This window comes from Psychrobacter sp. 5A.1, assembly GCF_030407455.1.
Taxonomy (GTDB): Bacteria; Pseudomonadota; Gammaproteobacteria; order Pseudomonadales; family Moraxellaceae; genus Psychrobacter.
The window spans coordinates 13591-31617 of the sequence record NZ_JASDDJ010000036.1 but is presented as its reverse complement, the minus strand read 5'-3'; the positions used below and the strand labels follow the sequence as shown (position 1 = coordinate 31617).

General features: G+C 43.1%; 9 protein-coding genes. 6 read left to right on the top strand and 3 right to left on the bottom strand.

What is annotated here, in order from left to right; all coding sequences use genetic code 11:
• The first annotated feature begins 56 nt into the window (after positions 1-56).
• Entirely contained in the window at positions 57-8981 is an 8925-nt protein-coding gene (locus QL982_RS09245) for a Calx-beta domain-containing protein (protein WP_290190282.1), read from the top strand.
• Between the two features lie 212 nt (positions 8982-9193).
• Here QL982_RS09245 and QL982_RS09240 read toward each other — a convergent pair whose 3' ends face one another.
• Complete coding sequence (locus QL982_RS09240; protein ID WP_290164248.1) at positions 9194-9919, bottom strand: hypothetical protein; 726 nt, start codon at positions 9917-9919, stop codon at positions 9194-9196.
• Between the two features lie 256 nt (positions 9920-10175).
• Between QL982_RS09240 and QL982_RS09235 the strand changes: the two genes are divergently transcribed.
• From QL982_RS09235 to QL982_RS09225, 3 genes are all read left to right on the top strand, one after another.
• Positions 10176-11729, top strand: coding sequence for a TolC family protein (locus tag QL982_RS09235; protein ID WP_290164247.1), 1554 nt, complete (start codon positions 10176-10178; stop codon positions 11727-11729).
• A gap of 67 nt (positions 11730-11796) precedes the next feature.
• Positions 11797-14112, top strand: a complete 2316-nt coding sequence (locus tag QL982_RS09230; RefSeq protein WP_290164246.1) for a type I secretion system permease/ATPase — start codon at positions 11797-11799, stop codon at positions 14110-14112.
• Positions 14105-15274, top strand: a complete 1170-nt coding sequence (locus QL982_RS09225) for an HlyD family efflux transporter periplasmic adaptor subunit (RefSeq protein ID WP_290164245.1) — start codon at positions 14105-14107, stop codon at positions 15272-15274. Before QL982_RS09230 ends, QL982_RS09225 begins: the two co-directional genes overlap by 8 nt.
• Positions 15275-15626: 352 nt before the next feature.
• Here QL982_RS09225 and QL982_RS09220 read toward each other — a convergent pair whose 3' ends face one another.
• Positions 15627-15905 (bottom strand): peptidylprolyl isomerase, encoded by a 279-nt coding sequence (locus QL982_RS09220; RefSeq protein WP_194198313.1) that lies wholly within the window; start codon positions 15903-15905, stop codon positions 15627-15629.
• A 58-nt stretch (positions 15906-15963) separates the two neighbouring features.
• Between QL982_RS09220 and QL982_RS09215 the strand changes: the two genes are divergently transcribed.
• Positions 15964-16098 (top strand): hypothetical protein, encoded by a 135-nt coding sequence (locus tag QL982_RS09215; protein WP_290190281.1) that lies wholly within the window; start codon positions 15964-15966, stop codon positions 16096-16098.
• 192 nt (positions 16099-16290) lie between these two features.
• Here the strand turns inward: QL982_RS09215 and QL982_RS09210 are convergent, their stop codons facing one another.
• A complete protein-coding gene (locus QL982_RS09210) occupies positions 16291-16722 on the bottom strand; it encodes an Lrp/AsnC family transcriptional regulator (RefSeq protein ID WP_290164244.1) in 432 nt (143 codons plus the stop codon).
• Positions 16723-16884: 162 nt separating this feature from the next.
• On the opposite strand from QL982_RS09210, the gene QL982_RS09205 reads away from it, so the two are divergent.
• Complete coding sequence (locus tag QL982_RS09205) at positions 16885-17967, top strand: ornithine cyclodeaminase (protein ID WP_290164243.1); 1083 nt, start codon at positions 16885-16887, stop codon at positions 17965-17967.
• Positions 17968-18027: the final 60 nt, after the last annotated feature.

Genomic DNA, 18027 nt, shown 5'->3' with positions numbered 1-18027 from the left:
CTGGCGACATTGACAGCATCACCTTTACGGATGCCGATGGCACGCAGACCATCAGCGTGGCAGATGCCTTAGCAGGGATTAGCGTGACCATTCCAGCGGGTAGCAGCGTCCTGCCAACCTTCACCATTACCCCAAATGACGATGCCATCTATGAGGTCTCAGAAGGCTTTGGCATGAGCATCAGCAATCCGATCAACGCCAGCATTGGCACCGCCACAGATACCGCCGTCATTACAGACAACATGGATCCAAACGGTCCTATTGGCAACACCGATGGCGACCGTCCGACCGTCCGCATTGAAGCGACCGACAGTGAAGCAATTGAAGGGATAGACAACGCCCTAAGCTACACCGTCAAGCAAGACAACCTAAGCAACCTTGCCACCACCGTGCAAGTGAAAGTTGACGTAAACAACAGTGACGTAGAAGCGGCAGACATTGCCTCGATTACCTATATCAATGCAGCGGGTATCCCAGTGACCATCACGGGCAGCACTGCCATTCAAGCAGTACTTGATGGCACCACCGAGCTTGACGTCAAAGTACCAGTAGGCGGTACAGCGGCCCCTGTCATCACCGTCACCACCAACAACGATGATATTTATGAAAACAGTGAACAGCTCAGCTTTGTAATCACGAATGCTGACAATGCAGCGATTGACAACACCGTTGCCACCGGCACTATCTTAGATGAAGACGCGGCAGATGGTACACCTCAAGAAGGCGATAAGCCTACGGTGATTGTTACGGGAGACAGTGTGACTGAGGGCAGCGTTCTTGAGTTTACCGTTGATTTGAGCAACCTATCTGAGTCCGATACCACAGTATCGCTGACGCTAGAGAATGGCTCAGCATTACTTGGTACAGACACTGGCACGCCTGTCGAAGTGAGTGTAGATGGTGGTAACACCTTCAGCACAGTTACGGTTGCTGTAGATGGTACGTTTGGTGTCGATGTTCCAGCCAATAGCACGAATGGCATTATCGTGCGTGTCCCTACGGTTGATGACAATATTGATGAACCGAATGAGACCATCACGCTTACAGCAAGTACAAGCGGACAAGTCACACCAAGCACAGCGACTGGTACCATCATTGACAACGATGATGCGCCTGTTATTTCAATTGTTGGTGCTACTTTAGTAAATGAAGATGCTGGTACGGTCACTTATACCGTCAGCTTAACCAACCCATCATCAACCGCTGTGACAGTTGACTATGCGACGAGTAATGGCACTGCCACTGCCACTGCTGGGGCTGATTATGGTGCAAACTCAGGCACGTTGACCTTTGCAGCAGGAGAGGTGACCAAAACGGTAACGGTTGCTATTACTGACGACACCCTGTTTGAAAATTCTGAAAACTATACTATTGCTTTATCTAACCCGTCACTCAATGCCAGTATTGATAGTACGCAAGCCAGTGTTACTACCGCCATTATTGATAATGATACAGCGCCAACAATCGCCATTGAAAATACGGATGCAGGCACTACGCCAGCAGATAACAGTGTAGTCGAAGGAACAAGTAATACTATAACTGGTGCTATCACGATTACTAACCCGCAAAGCGTTGCGGCTTTAACTATAAATAACACGGATGTGACCACAGCCACTACTGCTAACCCTGTCATTATCAATGGTAGCGAAGGCAAACTGGTCATTACTGGTTATAACGCAACCACCGGTGCGCTCACTTATGAATATACCGAAAATGGTAGCGCAGAAACGCATAACACCGCTGGTGACAATGTATTAGATCAATTTACCGTCACTCTCACCAACAGTGCAGGTGGAACTTCCTCTGATACGTTAGATATTCAAATCATCGATACAGCACCTGTTGCCAATCCAGACACCAATATTATGACTGAAGAGACAGACAAGGTCACTGGTAACGTGCTCACGGCTACTGGTGCCGCTGCTACAGATGTCGCCGATACGATAGGTGCAGATGCAACAACAGTAACGGCAGTACAACTGGTTGTTGGAGCTACGACTACTGATGGTGATATCGGTGTTATAACCAGCGGTCAATACGGTGATCTAACGCTAAATGCCGATGGCAGCTACAGTTATGATCTTGATAACAATGCAGTGCAGTATCTTGCTATCGATGATGAACCTTTAATAGAAACGTTTAACTACACCATCAGAGATGCTGATGGCGATACCAGCACGACAACCTTGACTGTGACTATCAATGGTACCAATGACAGACCTGTCATCACTAATGTCGCGAATGGTAATAACATTATCGAAACCGCAGCGGCAATAACAGAACAGACGACGGATCCAGCGAATATTACTCGAACTGGTACCATCAGCTTTACCGATACTGATGGCAGTGATGAGCCGACTATTAGTGAGCTGCCCGCAGAAAACATCTACGTCTATGATCCAAATAATTCGACCTTTACAGATATCAATCCATTATCAGCTGCTCAGAAAGCAGCCTTATCCAATATCTTTAAGGCAAAAAATGATGCGGGCAGTTTTGAAGAAGGCAGTTGGAGTATTGATGCACCTGCCAATGTTCTTGATTTTATCCCTGCTGGCGAAACCATCACTATTCGTTATGCCGTACAAGTTGACGATAATGAAGGCGTAATTACGGCTGCTGATGGTAACGAGCTTAGTACTAGTGAAATCCGTTATGTTGAAGTAACCATCACCGGTACAGATGATGGTATTGCACTTGCTGATGACACTGCCAGTATCAACGAATATGATGTCGCTGATTCGGATAACAACACCGTATCAGGAAACGTGTTTGATAATGACACTGATGACATAGATCTAAATGAAACGCTTACGGTAGTTAGCTATACTGTGGACGGTGTAGCCACAGTAGTAGCTGCAGGAGATGATGCTCCTGTTGTCATAGGAGGTGTCACGATAGGTACGGTCACTGTCAACGCTAATGGCACTTATGAGTTTGTTCTTGAAGACACCAACTATAGTGGCACGCTACCAGAGATTACCATTGAGGTAAACAACGGACCTGATGCTGCAACTCCAGAAAGCGGTACAGAAACCCTAACCATCACCGTTGATCCAGTATCAGATGCCCCTGGATTAGAGAGTGTTTCAGTCGAGACCAAAGAAGACACCACCGTTTTACTAGGTCTAAAAGTACCTACGATCACCGATAGCACTGATCTTGATACGAGCAGTGATGATGATATGCCTGAGCGTCTTGGCTACATCACTTTATCCGATATTCCAGCAGGTGCAGTGCTAAAAGATGGTTCAGGTAATATTCTTACTCCAAATGCAGACGGTAACATTATCATTGAGCTAACTGATACAGGCACTTTGGTTGCTGATGGTGCACCGACGGTTCAAATGGATACGACTGCTTTCCAAGGCATAACGCTTACGCCACGTGCAGATGACGCCAGCAACATCTCTTTTGAGATGTCAGTGACAGAATATGAAGTTGATAATAGTGGTAATGTCCTTGCAGGAGTGGCTGGTGCAGAGAGTACCGTCACTATTGATATTGATGTGCAAGCCGTTACGGATAGCAGCAATAACAATCAAGTTGGTGATGATTTTAGTACATTTGGCTACACTGCGACGACAACTGGTGTAATTGGTAATACATATACTGTTAGTGCCAAAGAAGGTGACTATATTAACTTACCAATTACTACTACATTCGGTGATTTAGTGAACGGTGGAAGAAATCGTGAGACCTATGGTTTCGTAATTAGTGGGTTACAGCCAGATGCTGTTATCTCATTCACCGAAGCTGGTAGCAACACTGCGACTGAGTACACTGCGGATAGTAATGGTCAGGTATTGATTGGTGTTGATGCTGCAACACCTACCTCTACAACATTGGCTGTGAATGGTGGTTCAGAACCTAAGATTAGCATCAAGTCAGCCGATTATAACTCACAAGATATGGATAATATTACCGTATCGTTGTATACCCAAGATCATGATCGTGATTCTGATCTCAATCCGAATCTTGCAGGTAAACAGAGAGATGCTACTGTTGAACTAATCAGCACAGTGACGGTTAATATGACTGTGACACCAGTTGCAGGGCAAGTCAAGCTTGATAACACAGGTGTTCAGACTGAAGAAGATACAGCGGTTACGCTTAATCAATTTGGCTTTATTGTGCAGGACAAACAAGATGATAACGGTCTATTGCCAGAAACCATTACAACTATAGAGTTTGTTTTGCCTGAAGGCTGGACTTATTCGGGCGCTGGTTCAGTAGGACTGGACGGGAAAGTTACTATCGCTGTTACGGAGGCTGATAATAATGACTTAGATGCATTTTTATCAAATCATTCTATTACACCGCCTGCACACTCATCAAAAGATGCTGATTTTACCTTTACGGTAACTACAGTAGATCCAGATGATGATGGTATTAATGTACCAGAAACAGGTAGCCAAGACTTAACACAAACAGTAGTAGTAACTCCAGTGGCTGAAGTTGTTGGTAGCGATATGGATGGTGATAGCACAATTGACCTAACCATTAATCCAGACCATGTATACACAACAGCGGCGAAAGAAGATGCGGCCTTTAACTTGGGTACTGATGGTGCGTTTAACCTAATAGATAACTGGTCTAATCAAGATGATTCAATCAATTTTGGAACAGAAAGCCATACCACCGCTGCTAATGACTCAGAGCAAACTTATGCACATCTAACCTTTGGTAATAAAGATGGAAGTACCTTTACCGCAGTTGAAGGCGCAGTCTTTACCTATACTGATGGTAATGGTAATCCCGTTAATCTAACGGACAGCGGTAATGGTGTTGATATTCCAGCAGCTTACCTCAATAGCGTGACAGTCACACCGCCTGCTGATTACAGTGAGTTTAATGTGGTATCTCCTGCAACGACAGCGGTCAAAGTACAAGCCAAAACCATCGATTATGATGAAGATGGTGGTGCTAGTGTGACGGCAACCAGTGGTGAGAGTTATCTGACCTTTACCGTTGAAGGTGTCGCTGACCCAATCACAGTGGGCATTGATCCAGCGGTAGGCTCTGAAGATCAGGCCATCGTTGGTGGTAATACGCGTGCCACCGCTGCAGATATGGGAGATGTAACAACGGGTACCATCGGAAGTGATGTCACTCCTACCGCTGGCATTCCACTTAACATCCGTCCAAGTTCGCGTGATGATGATGGATCTGAAGTTTATAATGTGACTATCGATGATATTCCAGCTGGTGCACAGCTATACGTTGATGATAATGGCACTATAACGCTGCTAGATACCAGTAGTGGGTCAGTGACAATATCAGACTATACCAATGTGGTCGATAACCTATACTTTGTACCTGCTGAAAACTATAGCGGTACCGTCAATCTTAAAGTATCAGCAGTCAGTGAAGAAAGTGATGGTAATACCAGTAATCCTGGCCCCAATCCACCATTGAATTTATCGATCAAAGTTACTGGTCAAGCCGATCTTATCTTAAATGATGAATTGGCAGATCCAGTTGACATTAATGGTAAAGATTATACATATACCATCGCAGAAAACGTATTAGATACCAGTAACTTTATAGCGTTATCAGAGTTTTTCTCTGATGCTTCTGCGATTACGCCGTATGACGTTGACTTTCCAGCAACAGAGCAAGTCACTTATAAAGTAACAGGCGTGCCGGTAGGGTTTGATATCACAGGTGCAGTATTTTTAGGTGGTATCGGTGAGACTCGTAGTTGGTCTGTGCCTTTAGAGTCTCTAAAGGATGGTACAGCACAGCTGATAACCCCTAACAACTTTGCTGGTGAAATTGACTTCACAATCACAGGCACAACGACCGAAACGATCTCTGGTAATAGTGTTACACATGACACCCAAAGCATATCCATTGTGGTTACGCCTGATGCCGCTGATGGCACTATGAATAATCCGCAAGTGCTAGCAGTCGAAGATACATGGGCGACCATTGACTTTAAATCGGCCTTTACGACGACAGATCAGGGTGTTCTAACTACAGGTCAAGAAGCGCTTGAAAGTGTCACGCTATCAGTAGCTGACCTGCTGGCTAAAGATATCATCTTACGTGTCGACAATGTCGAGATTGACTTAACGACTAATCCACCGCCATCTTTGACGTTTACGCCAGATCAAGTTATCGAGATGATGTACGATGATGACAAGCGCCATAGTGATGATAATGTCACGATACCTTTCGATTACACGTATACCGATACCGCACTACTAACCGATACCTCTACGGTCAATAGCCAATCGCAAACGGGCAGTGCCAATATCGATGTTACTTTCCAAGCAGTGACGGATGCGCCTAGTATTGAATTAGATGTAACTGACAACACCATCGTTATTAGTAGTGCTAATGATAACAATAGTGCCAGTGTGATTGTTTCATTGTCGTCAGTTGATCAAGATGGCTCAGAGTCATTTACGCGCTTGGAAATAACAGGTGTGCCAGCGGGTGTGACTGTAGAGGGTGGTATTTTATCTGGTGGTACGTGGTATGTGGATGTGACAGATAAAGAGATTGATGTGACAGATACAGCAACCTATCCGCTAGTCTTAACCCGCGATCCAAATACCGCCAATATTCCTGAGGGCGATTTCACAGTGACCGTCACTGGTATTACTCAAGATATTAACGGAGTAGGATTGAGCGGTAGTGAAGCACGTGTATCTGATATCTTTGTGCTTAATTTAGATAGAGATGGTACAGGTGAGAACCCTATCGATCCTGATTTGATTGCAACGCTTGAGATTATACCGCCACTGTCTCAGACAGAAGATGGCGCTGTTAAGTTGTCTGATGTGATAAATGCAACATTAAAGACGGACACAGCGAGCACCGTCAGCTCTTACACTTTCTCACTAACTGATTTGCCAGACGGCGTCCTGTTAAACAGTACCAATCCAGCGGTTACTGTACAACTGGTTGGTGGAATATGGCTGATTAGTGTTGATAATGTCAATATCAATGGTCTAACGCCTAATGCTGCGCTTGCTGCTGTGACGTTAACACCACCTGCAGATTTCAGTACCAACGATAATTCAGACACCAGTCAAAATCTGAATTTTGGTGTGGAATTTACAGCGCTAAACAATGTAGGGCTAGAAACCAGCACAGATATTGATGTCAGTGTCGAAATAAAACCTGTCACAGACCTCTTTGACAACAATCTTGAAACTACCGTACTCGCTACTAATGAAGATACGACTGTGGCTATCAATATCAACTTGACTAATAGTGCGGACGGTGATTACGTTTCTATTATCGACGGCAAGCTTTATCTTCAACTTGATGAAACAGGTCTGACCAATGATAATGGTGCCACTGGTGAATTGACTGATAATAATGGCACGGCGCTAATAGCAGTCACGTTAGCCGATGATGAAGTTGGCAGTATTCCCGCTGGTACCTATTACGTGGTCGATGTTGCAGACACTGATGCGGCTATCGATGGTGTCAACCCTGCTGATACTATCACTGTCAATTATAGACCCGCTGCAAATGAGGATGGCACAGCAACGATCAATGTCTATGCAGCGCACGAAGAAGTCAATGATGTCATTAATTATGATAGTGGTATATTGACCTATGAGCACAGCTATAACATTGCAGTTGCTCCGCAGCCTGACAAACTTACTGTTACCTATGATGATGTAGACCCGACAGCAGTGGGTGAAGAAGATACCAAAATTGCAATAGAATACAAAATCAACACGATTGATGAAAACGATAGCACCACGGCCATCACTCTAGACGAAGTACCTAATGGCTACTTGGTTTACTACACCAATGCCTCTGGAGATATCGTTTTAGCCAGTAATAATGGCGATTCAGATGGCAATGGTAATAATTCATGGTCAATTAATGCCAGTCAGCTTATCAATGTCAACAGTGGTGAAGCAGGAGAAACAGACAATATATTCATCCAGGCACCAGAAAACGTCAGTGGCATTATTAATGGTATTGAGATGAAAGCCATCAGTGACAGCGGTCTGGTCAGTGACATACTTGTTATAAGTCTAGATGTAACCCCCGTGGCCGACGGGATCACTGCTAATTCGACTACTACTGTTCTTGGTAAGCAAGGTTTATGGGTAGCACTTAACCTGAATGCGGTAATGGAAGATACGGATGGCAGTGAGACGGTGAATATGGTTATTACTGACAATGGTGTCAACTTAACTGATGATGTCTTACGCTTTAGAGTGCAGAGTACAGGTGAAATATTGACTGCCGTTTGGGATGATGCCACTAATAGCTATACCATAAATGGTATCGCCCCTGAGCAGATCAATGATCTAGAAATTCAGTCTTCCGTACCGTTGAAAGGTGATTTGGATTTTGAGCTTACTACTACAGATACGGTAGGGATTATAACGGATACGTCAGGTATTTATACAGATAGCAATGGTGAATTGCCATCTATATCTATCGATATCGCTTTTAGCAAAACTTTTGTAGGGACAGCGGAGAATGATATCGTTGATGCCTCTGGACAGTCAGTATCTGTCAACTATAAAGGCGGCGCTGGTGATGACATCTTAATCGGAGGTAGCGGTAATGACTTCCTCGACGGTGGTACTGGAGCCGATACGCTAAGAGGTGGTGCAGGCAACGATACAATCACCTTTGCGGCTGATAATGTATTGATGGATGGTGGTGCTGATATTGATACACTTCTGATTACTGATACCAGTATAGATTTTGGTAGCTTTAACTCATCAGTGCTTGATAACTTTGAAGTTTTTGATATGACAGACGGTAGCGCTCAGTCGTTAACCAATTTGAGCACTAGTGATGTCATCGATGTGACCGATAGCAGTAATAAGCTATTCGTCAATGGTGATAATACCGATACAGTATCACTAACATCGGAATTTGCGAAGCAGCAAACGTCTGATCAAACGGGATATGATCTCTATCAAAGTACGACAGATTCAAGTGTATCGCTATATATTGATACAGATATCGATACGACGGTAATAATCTAGTTGTGCTGATTAATAGGTACTTGTTTTAATATCTATTCGTTAAATAGTTGTAAAAAAGCCATAATTTATTATGGCTTTTTTATTAGGAAGTATTGGCCTTTTGCTTATGGCGTTAGGGCGTGTTTTCGGTTGTAACATGGTGATAAGATTTTATCCATTTTAAGACCACTAAATGCATAAATGTGCTAATTGAGGACACGCCCTAGATCTTCTTATTCATTATTGAGTGATTTAATAGGCGCAATAGGGTAGTCGTTATTAGTTGATAAAGGTGCTTCTTCTTTCTGTAGCTCTGGTTTTTGTACAGATGAGTTGGGTGCCGGTTTTTCGACAGGTTTAGGCGTTTTTACTACTGGTTGGTCGATTTGATGCTGTTGAATTTGATCTTGGTTGCGTCGACGAACCTCTATAATGAGCTTGGAAAGTTGCTCGCTATCCTTGTCAATAACTTCGTCTAATTGTTCGTATTCTTTGGTTTTTTTGAGTGTGTATTCAGGTGTTGATGGTTGATTATTGGTGGCCAAGTCTGTGTTTGCCGTTTTCTCATCGACATTAACAGGCTTTACTGTAGTGTTGTCTTGCGATGCTGTATTTTTCGACGGCGACTTTTTATTTATATTGGGTGTTTGATTTACCGTTTTTAGGCTGTCTGGCGGCGTATTACTATCAGGTGGTGTATCTTTTTTGGTCGTTAGCTTTGCTTTATCGGTCGACGATTCAGGTTTATTTTCTGTTATGATGACGGTAGGTAGTGGTTGCTCAGTATTTGTAGACAATTGCTCTGAGGTTGAAGGCACTTTGTCTTGAAAGACTGAAAAATAAATAATGGCCACCACCAAAATATGTAGTAATACGGCTAGGGTAATCGCAATTATTGACTGTTTGTTGGTTCTTGTCGGTTTTTTTATAGGCGGATTGGGGGGTGAAAATTGATCCATGTGATTGATCCGTCCGTTCGTTTTAGTTTTTTGATGACAAAAATTCACTACAAAAATCCATTATCTGTTAATGTACTTATGACTTTACTTATCACTATATCGATTATAAGCAAGCTTGCCTATATAAGAATATCCATAACATAGTGATAGAAAAATAAGATTAGTGCCTCTGTATCTGTTATTCCTTTAGAGTATGATTTAGTATAACCGAATGATTGTTTGTCAACATGAATTATCAATGAGATGGCTTCCTGCTATGACAAGAATAATAAAACTTACAGAAAAATCAAAGCCAGCATGGCAACGCATAATGCTTAGCATACTGTCTGTGCTGCTCTCAGGTACTGCGTTTGCAAATGCTGATACGCATATGAATCAGCTGATAAACCAAGCGATACAAACCCACCCTTTGGTTGGCGCCGCGCGTGCAGAGCAACAAGCCACTACAGAAAGTATAAGAGCTGCCAAGCTCAATATGTTGCCAAACCCGATGGTCTCATCAGGTTATGATCGTACCGATGGTATGGTGTCACAATTACAAATTAGGCAGTCTCTATGGACAGGCGGCAAGCTGATAGCCAATGTCAATCAAGCCATCTTTGACGATAAAGCAGCTGTCGAATATGTGTATGAGCAGCAGAATCAAATTGCAAAAACAACGATTGAGGCATGGCAAAGTTATATGACAGCGCTGACAAAGCAGCAAGTGTATTATGACAGTTTGCAATTGCTTTCTGAGTTTGAGGAAATGATGCAGCGCCGAGTATCCCAAGGCGTATCAGCCCGTATTGAGCTTGATTTGGTGACCAATCGTATTCTGCAAGAACAAAATGCTTATCAGTCAGCAGTAGAGCAGCAACGTATTGCGATTGCACGTTTAGAACAGATAACAGGCCGCCGGTTATCGGCTGCGGATTTGCCAACACCCAATATGGCAGAGCTGGTCAATCACGCAAAAGGCTATTCACAAACTTTTGAGAAAATGGCATTTGATGATGCCAGTTTTTATAACCCTACGGTAGTGAAAGAGCACTACCAAGTAGAAGCTGCCAAACAGAATTTTAAATCATTACAATCGGCACGCTATCCCACCGTCTATGCGCAATACGAATATGACTATTATCATGATAACGATAATGATGACAACGATAATGGTGGTGAGTTTTCCGTAGGTCTCAGTTATGACCCTGGTGCAGGATTATCGAGCTTATCTTTAGCGAAAGCATCCGAGTCTCGAGTACAGAGCTTGGTACAGTCAAAGGAAGCCTCAAGACGACAGGTACTTGAAACCATTCAAACACAATATCAGCAATTTGCCAGTGCAAAAGACCAAGAGCGATCGTTGGTTGCTGCCGTCGCTGGTGCACAAATCGTGGTGAGCTCGTACCGCCGTCAATTTATTGCTGGTCGCAAGTCTTGGCTCGAAGTGTTGAACGCAGTGCGTGAACACTCTCAGTATCAAATCCAACTGGTCGAAATTCGTTCTTCTATTATTGCGACTTATTATAAGCTACAAGTCGATTTTGGTATGATGTCATGGCAAAACTTCAACCAGAGCCGTCAACCAGAGCCGTTATTCCATCCGCTAGACCCTGTCAAAAAATGGCTTAATGGTCAGAGTGATACGCAGCAGACATCTGATAGAGTGGCGATTCAAGCAGTAGGCATGAAAAATCAAGACATAACAACCTATCCTTATGACCAGCTGTCTAATTCAATGGCTAGTGAGCGTACAGGATATTCTGATGCCAATACAGGCTTGTTGACAGATAGTGAGCCTTTAAGCCCATCACAAAGCGTCTATGAATAAACAGGCGTTTTTTTATTTTTTCGACTTGTTTTTCTAACTACCCGTTAATCAGTAGGATGTACTTATCATGAATAACCCTGTTCCAGCGTCGAGTGACAATACACCTGATAATGAGCTGGTAGCAATCTCATCCTCGCCGTTGTTGGCACCTGAAACTGATGAGCAGCTGAATGAGCAAATCAGCCATGATGCCGAGCAGCTGGCAGTGGCACTACATACTGTACTCACTCAGCAAGGCTATCCTATTGATAAAATGCGTCTGTATGGAGTGCTTAGTCAGCAGCCAGAATTAATGACGCTGGCTAGTATTGTCAAGGTACTAGAGCAGTTAGGAGTGGATCAGTTACCAGAATCATTACCGATACCAGATGCCGCCTTTTTGCCTTTATTGGCATTGCATCCGACACAAGGTTGGGGAATCATAGATCAGAAGAACCCACAGGGATTGTGGCAATTTAAGCAAACAGCACAAAGTGACGCGTACCCAAGTGCCACATTTACCCAATTGCTACGTATCCGTTTAGACAGAGAGCCGAGTAAACGTAAACAGCTGTCTTTTGATCAAATACTAAAAAAAGACCTAAAAAATTATCGTGGTATTGTCATTGAGGCTGTGGTCGCTTCATTTTTGATTAATATGCTAGCGTTAGCTGTATCGCTATTTTCGATGCAAGTCTATGACCGTGTGATTCCGACTCGTAGTGAATATACTTTAATTATCCTAGCAAGCGGTGTCGGTTTGGTTATTCTGTTTGAAACGTTTATGAAGTTTGCCCGTTCTAAGATTATGGACAAAGTGGTGGTCAATCTTGATCAACACCTTTCACGAGAAGTATTTCAGCGGTTGTTGAGCGTTCGTATTGATCAAATGCCAGGATCAGTAGGCTCAATGGCCGCGCAGTTACGTGGTTATGAGCAAGTCCGTGGGTTTTATACTGCCAGCACCTTATTTGGGCTGGTTGATATTCCGATGGCCATTATCTTTGTGTCACTGATTGTCGTGATCGGTAATCCATTAGTGGCGCTAGTGCCTATTATAGCGGCGATTGTTGCTATTGTATTAGGATGGAGTGCGCGCAAAAAGATTGACAGTATCGCTGCCGTTGGTGCCTCAGCTTCTTATCGTAAGACTGGTATTTTGGTTGAAACGGTGGAAGGTATTGAGACCATCAAGGCGGGTGCTGGTAACTGGAAGTTTTTGTCACGTTGGCTTGATGTGATGAATATTACGACCAAAAACGATCTCGACATGAAGCATGCGAACGATAATTTGAGCTATCTGTCACAGATGATTCAGCAAACCAGCTATGTCGGCATTGTGATTGTCGGCTCATTTGTAGTGATGTCTGGTGACATGACTATGGGTGGGTTGATCGCCTGTTCTATTTTAGGGGGGCGTATCTTAGCACCAGTGATGAGTATTCCCAGTTTGTTGGTGCAGCATTCACATGCGAAAGCCGCTAAGCTCAATATTGAGCAACTGTTTTCATTACAGCAAGACAATCATGGCGTCGCGCACCCCTTATCGCCCAGCCGCATTATTGGTAACTTTGATTTGGAAAAAGTGACTTTCAATTATCAAAATAATGATCAGCCAGCATTGGCGGTTAATAAACTAGAGATTAAAGCGGGCGAGCGTATTGCCGTTTTGGGCGCTATTGGTTCAGGGAAGTCCACTTTATTAAAGGTGTTGTCGGGATTATATGCCCCAACGCAAGGTCGAATATTACTAGATGGCTTGGATATTCAACAGATCAGTCGCGAGTCGCTCAGTGAGCAGGTTGGCTATTTACAACAGGATCATCGCTTATTTGAAGGCACGCTTCGAGAGAACTTATTGATTGGACTACCTGCGCCAAGTGATGATGTGATGCGCGATGCACTGGTAAAGACAGGGCTCATTAAGCTAGTAGCTAGTCATTCTAGTGGTTTGGATCTACCCATTAGTGAAGGTGGCAAAGGGTTGTCTGGTGGTCAAAAACAACTGGTTGCCTTTACGCGTTTACTGTTGACAAAGCCAGCCATTTTATTGATGGATGAGCCGACCGCCTCGATGGATAATCGTCAAGAATTACAGTGTATTAATGCCCTTAGTAAAGAATTTGGGTCAGGCTCGACTATCATTGTGGCCACCCATAAAATGCCATTATTACAATTGGTAGATCGCATTATTATCATGGACAATCAGCAAGTCGTGATGGATGGTCCAAAAGCGCGAGTACTTGAACAACTAAAAGGCAATGATACCAAGGCAAATGCGAACAAGACTTCAATTAAGGTAAGCAAGCCTAAAGTGAAAGTCATTAGTAATGAGGCTTCTAGCGCCTCATCAGCCACCGATAACCGTAATAACCCAGACAATTTAGGGCAGGAAAATGGATAACTATCAGCACAAATCTCATGACCCTAAAGTTGGACGTACCCGTATTATTATTTGGGGTGCGCTGATTGGCATAATCGTCTTAATAGTTTGGGCTTATTTTGCTCAAATTGACCAAGTAACGCGCGCTACTGCAACAGTTATCGCCAGTGCTCGAACGCAGGATATCCAAGCAGTAGAAGGTGGTGTACTGACAGAAGTATTAGTGCGAGAAGGAGAAGAGGTTGTCAAAGGTCAACTGATTGCGACTTTAGAAGAAGAACGTGCCCAAGCGGCAGTTGCTAATTCAAGTTCGAAAATCGCTGCATTAAAGGCGAAGTTATCCCGCCTTGAAGCAGAGATATTTGAAAAACCACTCAAGTTTCCAGATGGTATCAAAAGCTATAGTGAGTATGTAGAAAACCAAACCCAACTGTACAATCGCCGTCGGCAAGCGATTGATCAAGATGTCAGCTCACTACAGAAAATGATGGTATTGGCTCAGCAAGAGCTTAGTATGAATGAACCGTTGCTCGCTTATGGTGATGTGAGCCAAGCTGATGTGATTAAGTTACGACGTCAAGTGGCTGAAATACAGGCACAAATTACCAATAAGCGGAATAAGTACTTTGAAGAAGCACAATCGGAAATGACCAAAGCGCAAGAGGAACTAGATACCGAGCTCGAACAGTTACGAGACCATTCACAGGTGCTAGAAGAAACCAGTTTATTTGCGCCAACTAAGGGTAAAGTCAATAATATCTTAATCACCACTATTGGCGGCGTTGTGAAACCTGGCGAAGTCATTATGGAGATACTACCAACCAGTAGCGATTTGATCGTTGAAGCTAAGGTAAGCCCAGTAGATATTGCTTATGTCAAAGAAAATCAAGTGGCGAGTGTCAAGCTCGATGCTTATGATTATTCTATCTTTGGTGCCATGACGGGTAAGGTCATCTACATCAGTCCAGATACCTTGATGGAGCAGACACCCAAAGGAGAAGAGCCATACTATCGTGTTCAAATCAAGATAACGGGTGCTGAGTTTTCTGCCCGCCGTGAGGAGATTGTGATTAGGCCTGGTATGACGGCCTCAGTCGATATCAAAGCGCAACAGCGTTCAGTATTATCCTATCTGACTAAACCGTTGACTAAAACCTTCTCTGAAGGCTTAGGTGAGCGTTAGAGCTTGGTACAGCTTTCTCTGTCTTAAATCGTAATCAAAATAGCTATCACTCATAGGTAATGAGTGATAGCTATTCATCGTGCTGTCGTCCTTTCTAAAGAGACTTTGCACTGTCTAAGATTGTCAAAAACTGTGTAGGCGGCTTTGATCCTATGCTTGATTCCTTGTCAGGGATATACTCGTTTAATAATAGCCTTTATATGATGCTCTAAAGATTACTGAATATCTTTATTTAAAGGAAGCAGTCCTATATAAGCTGCCATATACAGAGTCATATCTGAACTGGCTGATTTAATCCCATGAGCGTCTTATCTTCTAATCCGAGTGTGCTATTCAGAACTGACTCTAACACTTATGTTCTGTAAAGCACTTTGACCACATGCCAGCCAAATTTGGTTTTTACTAAATGCGGGGTGTAGAGTTCACTGCTGAAGCAGACTTTATCAAATGCTGGCACCATGTCGCCTTTTTGAAATTCGCCTAAGCTGCCACCTTTCTTACCTGATGGGCAGTTTGAGTGCTTTTTAGCCAGCACATCAAATTTAGCGCCTTTTTTAAGCTTGACAATAATGTCCTCAGCCACTTCTTTGTGTTTTACTAAAATGTGTAATGCGCTAGCGGTACGAGCCATAATGTAAACCTTTCATAAAATATCGATTATTAAGGCATTATACCACGGCTCATCTTGGTTGCTCATCTCAACTGTCGGCTCTACTTTATTAAAAATCATGCTCCAGACAGGCGCGACTACTTGGATGAGAGTTGATACCTTTGGAGAGTCACTGGCAGTAAATCAACGCCTTACCGAAAATAATATGCAATAGTAAAGAGCATTAATCTGTTTGATTTGGTGTTCTTTTACATCAATGATGGTTACGTTTGATACCACCAGCTTTTGATACACTGCGCGCCAAAATATTTTTTGACGTTTACCCTCAGGCAGTTTAACCAAAACATCTCAAGTCAATAACTATGGGATGGACAGTACAGTTTATGAAATTGTGAATTCAAGTACATTAAAAACTCGAAAGCAGAACACTGGTTTCACTGTTTAGAATACCCTCGACCTCTCGCACCTCACGAAGTACTTCATCAAACTCACTTAGAGTGGGAGTGTTTATTTCCGCGACCAGATCCCAAGCACCATTTGTTGTGTGCAACTTTACTAGTTCCGGAATACCATGCAGTCTTTTGATGACTTGAGATGTGCAGTGTCCAGATATTGCGATCATCATGAGGGCTTTTACCGTTTTTTGATCTAATGTCTCATGCACTCGAATAGTGAAGCCAAGAATCGCACCGCTAGATAGCAGGCGATCGAGCCTATTTTGGATGGTTGCACGAGATACTTTTAGTCTTTTAGAGAGATCAGAAATGGTTGCTCGACCATCCCTTCTTAACTCTGAGATAAGCTCGCTATCTAAGCTGTCGTAAATGTATTTTCTCATTAAATTTTGACCTACTGTGGGCTGAATTTAGCAAAATGTATAGCACATCTTAGCAAAATATCAAAAATTAACAATTATTTTATAAGTTTCTTACATTTTAACTAACACTTGGCCTTGCTAAGATATTTCACATCAATCACAGAAGCTATCTAGGAGTAAAGTATGTCGAAGTTTATCGTACCACCCAAGGAAGGGGTTCCATTCGTTAGTGTACAAGCAATGGCTAAAATGATTCATGATTATGGCGTTGAGAAATGTATCACGGATTTAGTAGATGCTTTAGAGCAAGATTTTCTTCGTTGGGAGCAATTTGAAAAATCTTCTCGCTTTGCTTCGCATTCCAAAGACGGTGTCATAGAATTGATGCCCGTAAGCGATGGAGAGATGTTTGCTTGTAAATATGTTAATGGTCACCCCATTAATACCAAACGAAATCTCCAGACGGTAGCGGCTTTTGGTTTGTTGTCTGATGTCGATACAGGCTATCCCATTTTGCTGACAGAAATGTGTATTCTTACGGCATTACGTACTGCTGCCACATCAGCTATGTTGGCCAAACATTGTGCGCCAAAAGGCGTTAAAAAATTGGCGTTAATAGGAAACGGCGCTCAGTCTGAATTTCAAGCATTAGGCATGAAAGCCGTAATAGGTATTTCCGAAGTTCGTTTGTATGATATTGACCCAGCGGCATCGCAGAAAACGGCCGATAATCTTTCAGACTCAGGTTTGAACATCATTGTTTGTCGCACGTTAGAGGAAGCAGTTTTAGGTGCAGAGATCATTACTACTTGTACAGCTGATAAAACAAATGCCACTATTTTACGAGACGATATAATTACAGAAGGTGTTTATATTAATGCGATAGGCGGTGATTGTCCTGGTAAAACAGAGCTGGATAGCAATATATTAATGCGAGCAGATCGTGTGATTGTGGAGTTTGAACCTCAGACGCGTATTGAGGGTGAGATTCAACATCTATCAAGTGACTTCCCTGTTATTGAATTCCATCGCATCCTTAAAGGTGAAGTACCAGCTCGAACGTCAGCTAATGACCTCATCGTGTTTGATGGTGTTGGTTTTGCATCAGAAGACTTTACGGCTTTGGTCTTTTTAAGAGACTTGATCAGAGAGCAGAAAGGGTATGAGGTTTTAGATATGATTCCTCAACAAGCTGATCCTAAAAATCTCTACTCGGTAGTGAAAGAGCATAGCATAGTGACGAATGAAACCATGGCTATGGCGTAATTGACTGATACAACATAACGATAAGCCCTCTTCATTTTTTATAACGTTTAAAACCAGTCG

Excerpts from the sequence above, each read along its gene's own strand:
- QL982_RS09240 (WP_290164248.1), bottom strand. The coding sequence starts at position 9,919 with ATGGATCAATTTTCACCCCCCAATCCGCCTATAAAAAAACCGACAAGA.
- QL982_RS09235 (WP_290164247.1), top strand. The coding sequence starts at position 10,176 with ATGACAAGAATAATAAAACTTACAGAAAAATCAAAGCCAGCATGGCAA.
- QL982_RS09230 (WP_290164246.1), top strand. The coding sequence starts at position 11,797 with ATGAATAACCCTGTTCCAGCGTCGAGTGACAATACACCTGATAATGAG.
- QL982_RS09225 (WP_290164245.1), top strand. The coding sequence starts at position 14,105 with ATGGATAACTATCAGCACAAATCTCATGACCCTAAAGTTGGACGTACC.
- QL982_RS09220 (WP_194198313.1), bottom strand. The coding sequence starts at position 15,905 with ATGGCTCGTACCGCTAGCGCATTACACATTTTAGTAAAACACAAAGAA.
- QL982_RS09210 (WP_290164244.1), bottom strand. The coding sequence starts at position 16,722 with ATGAGAAAATACATTTACGACAGCTTAGATAGCGAGCTTATCTCAGAG.
- QL982_RS09205 (WP_290164243.1), top strand. The coding sequence starts at position 16,885 with ATGTCGAAGTTTATCGTACCACCCAAGGAAGGGGTTCCATTCGTTAGT.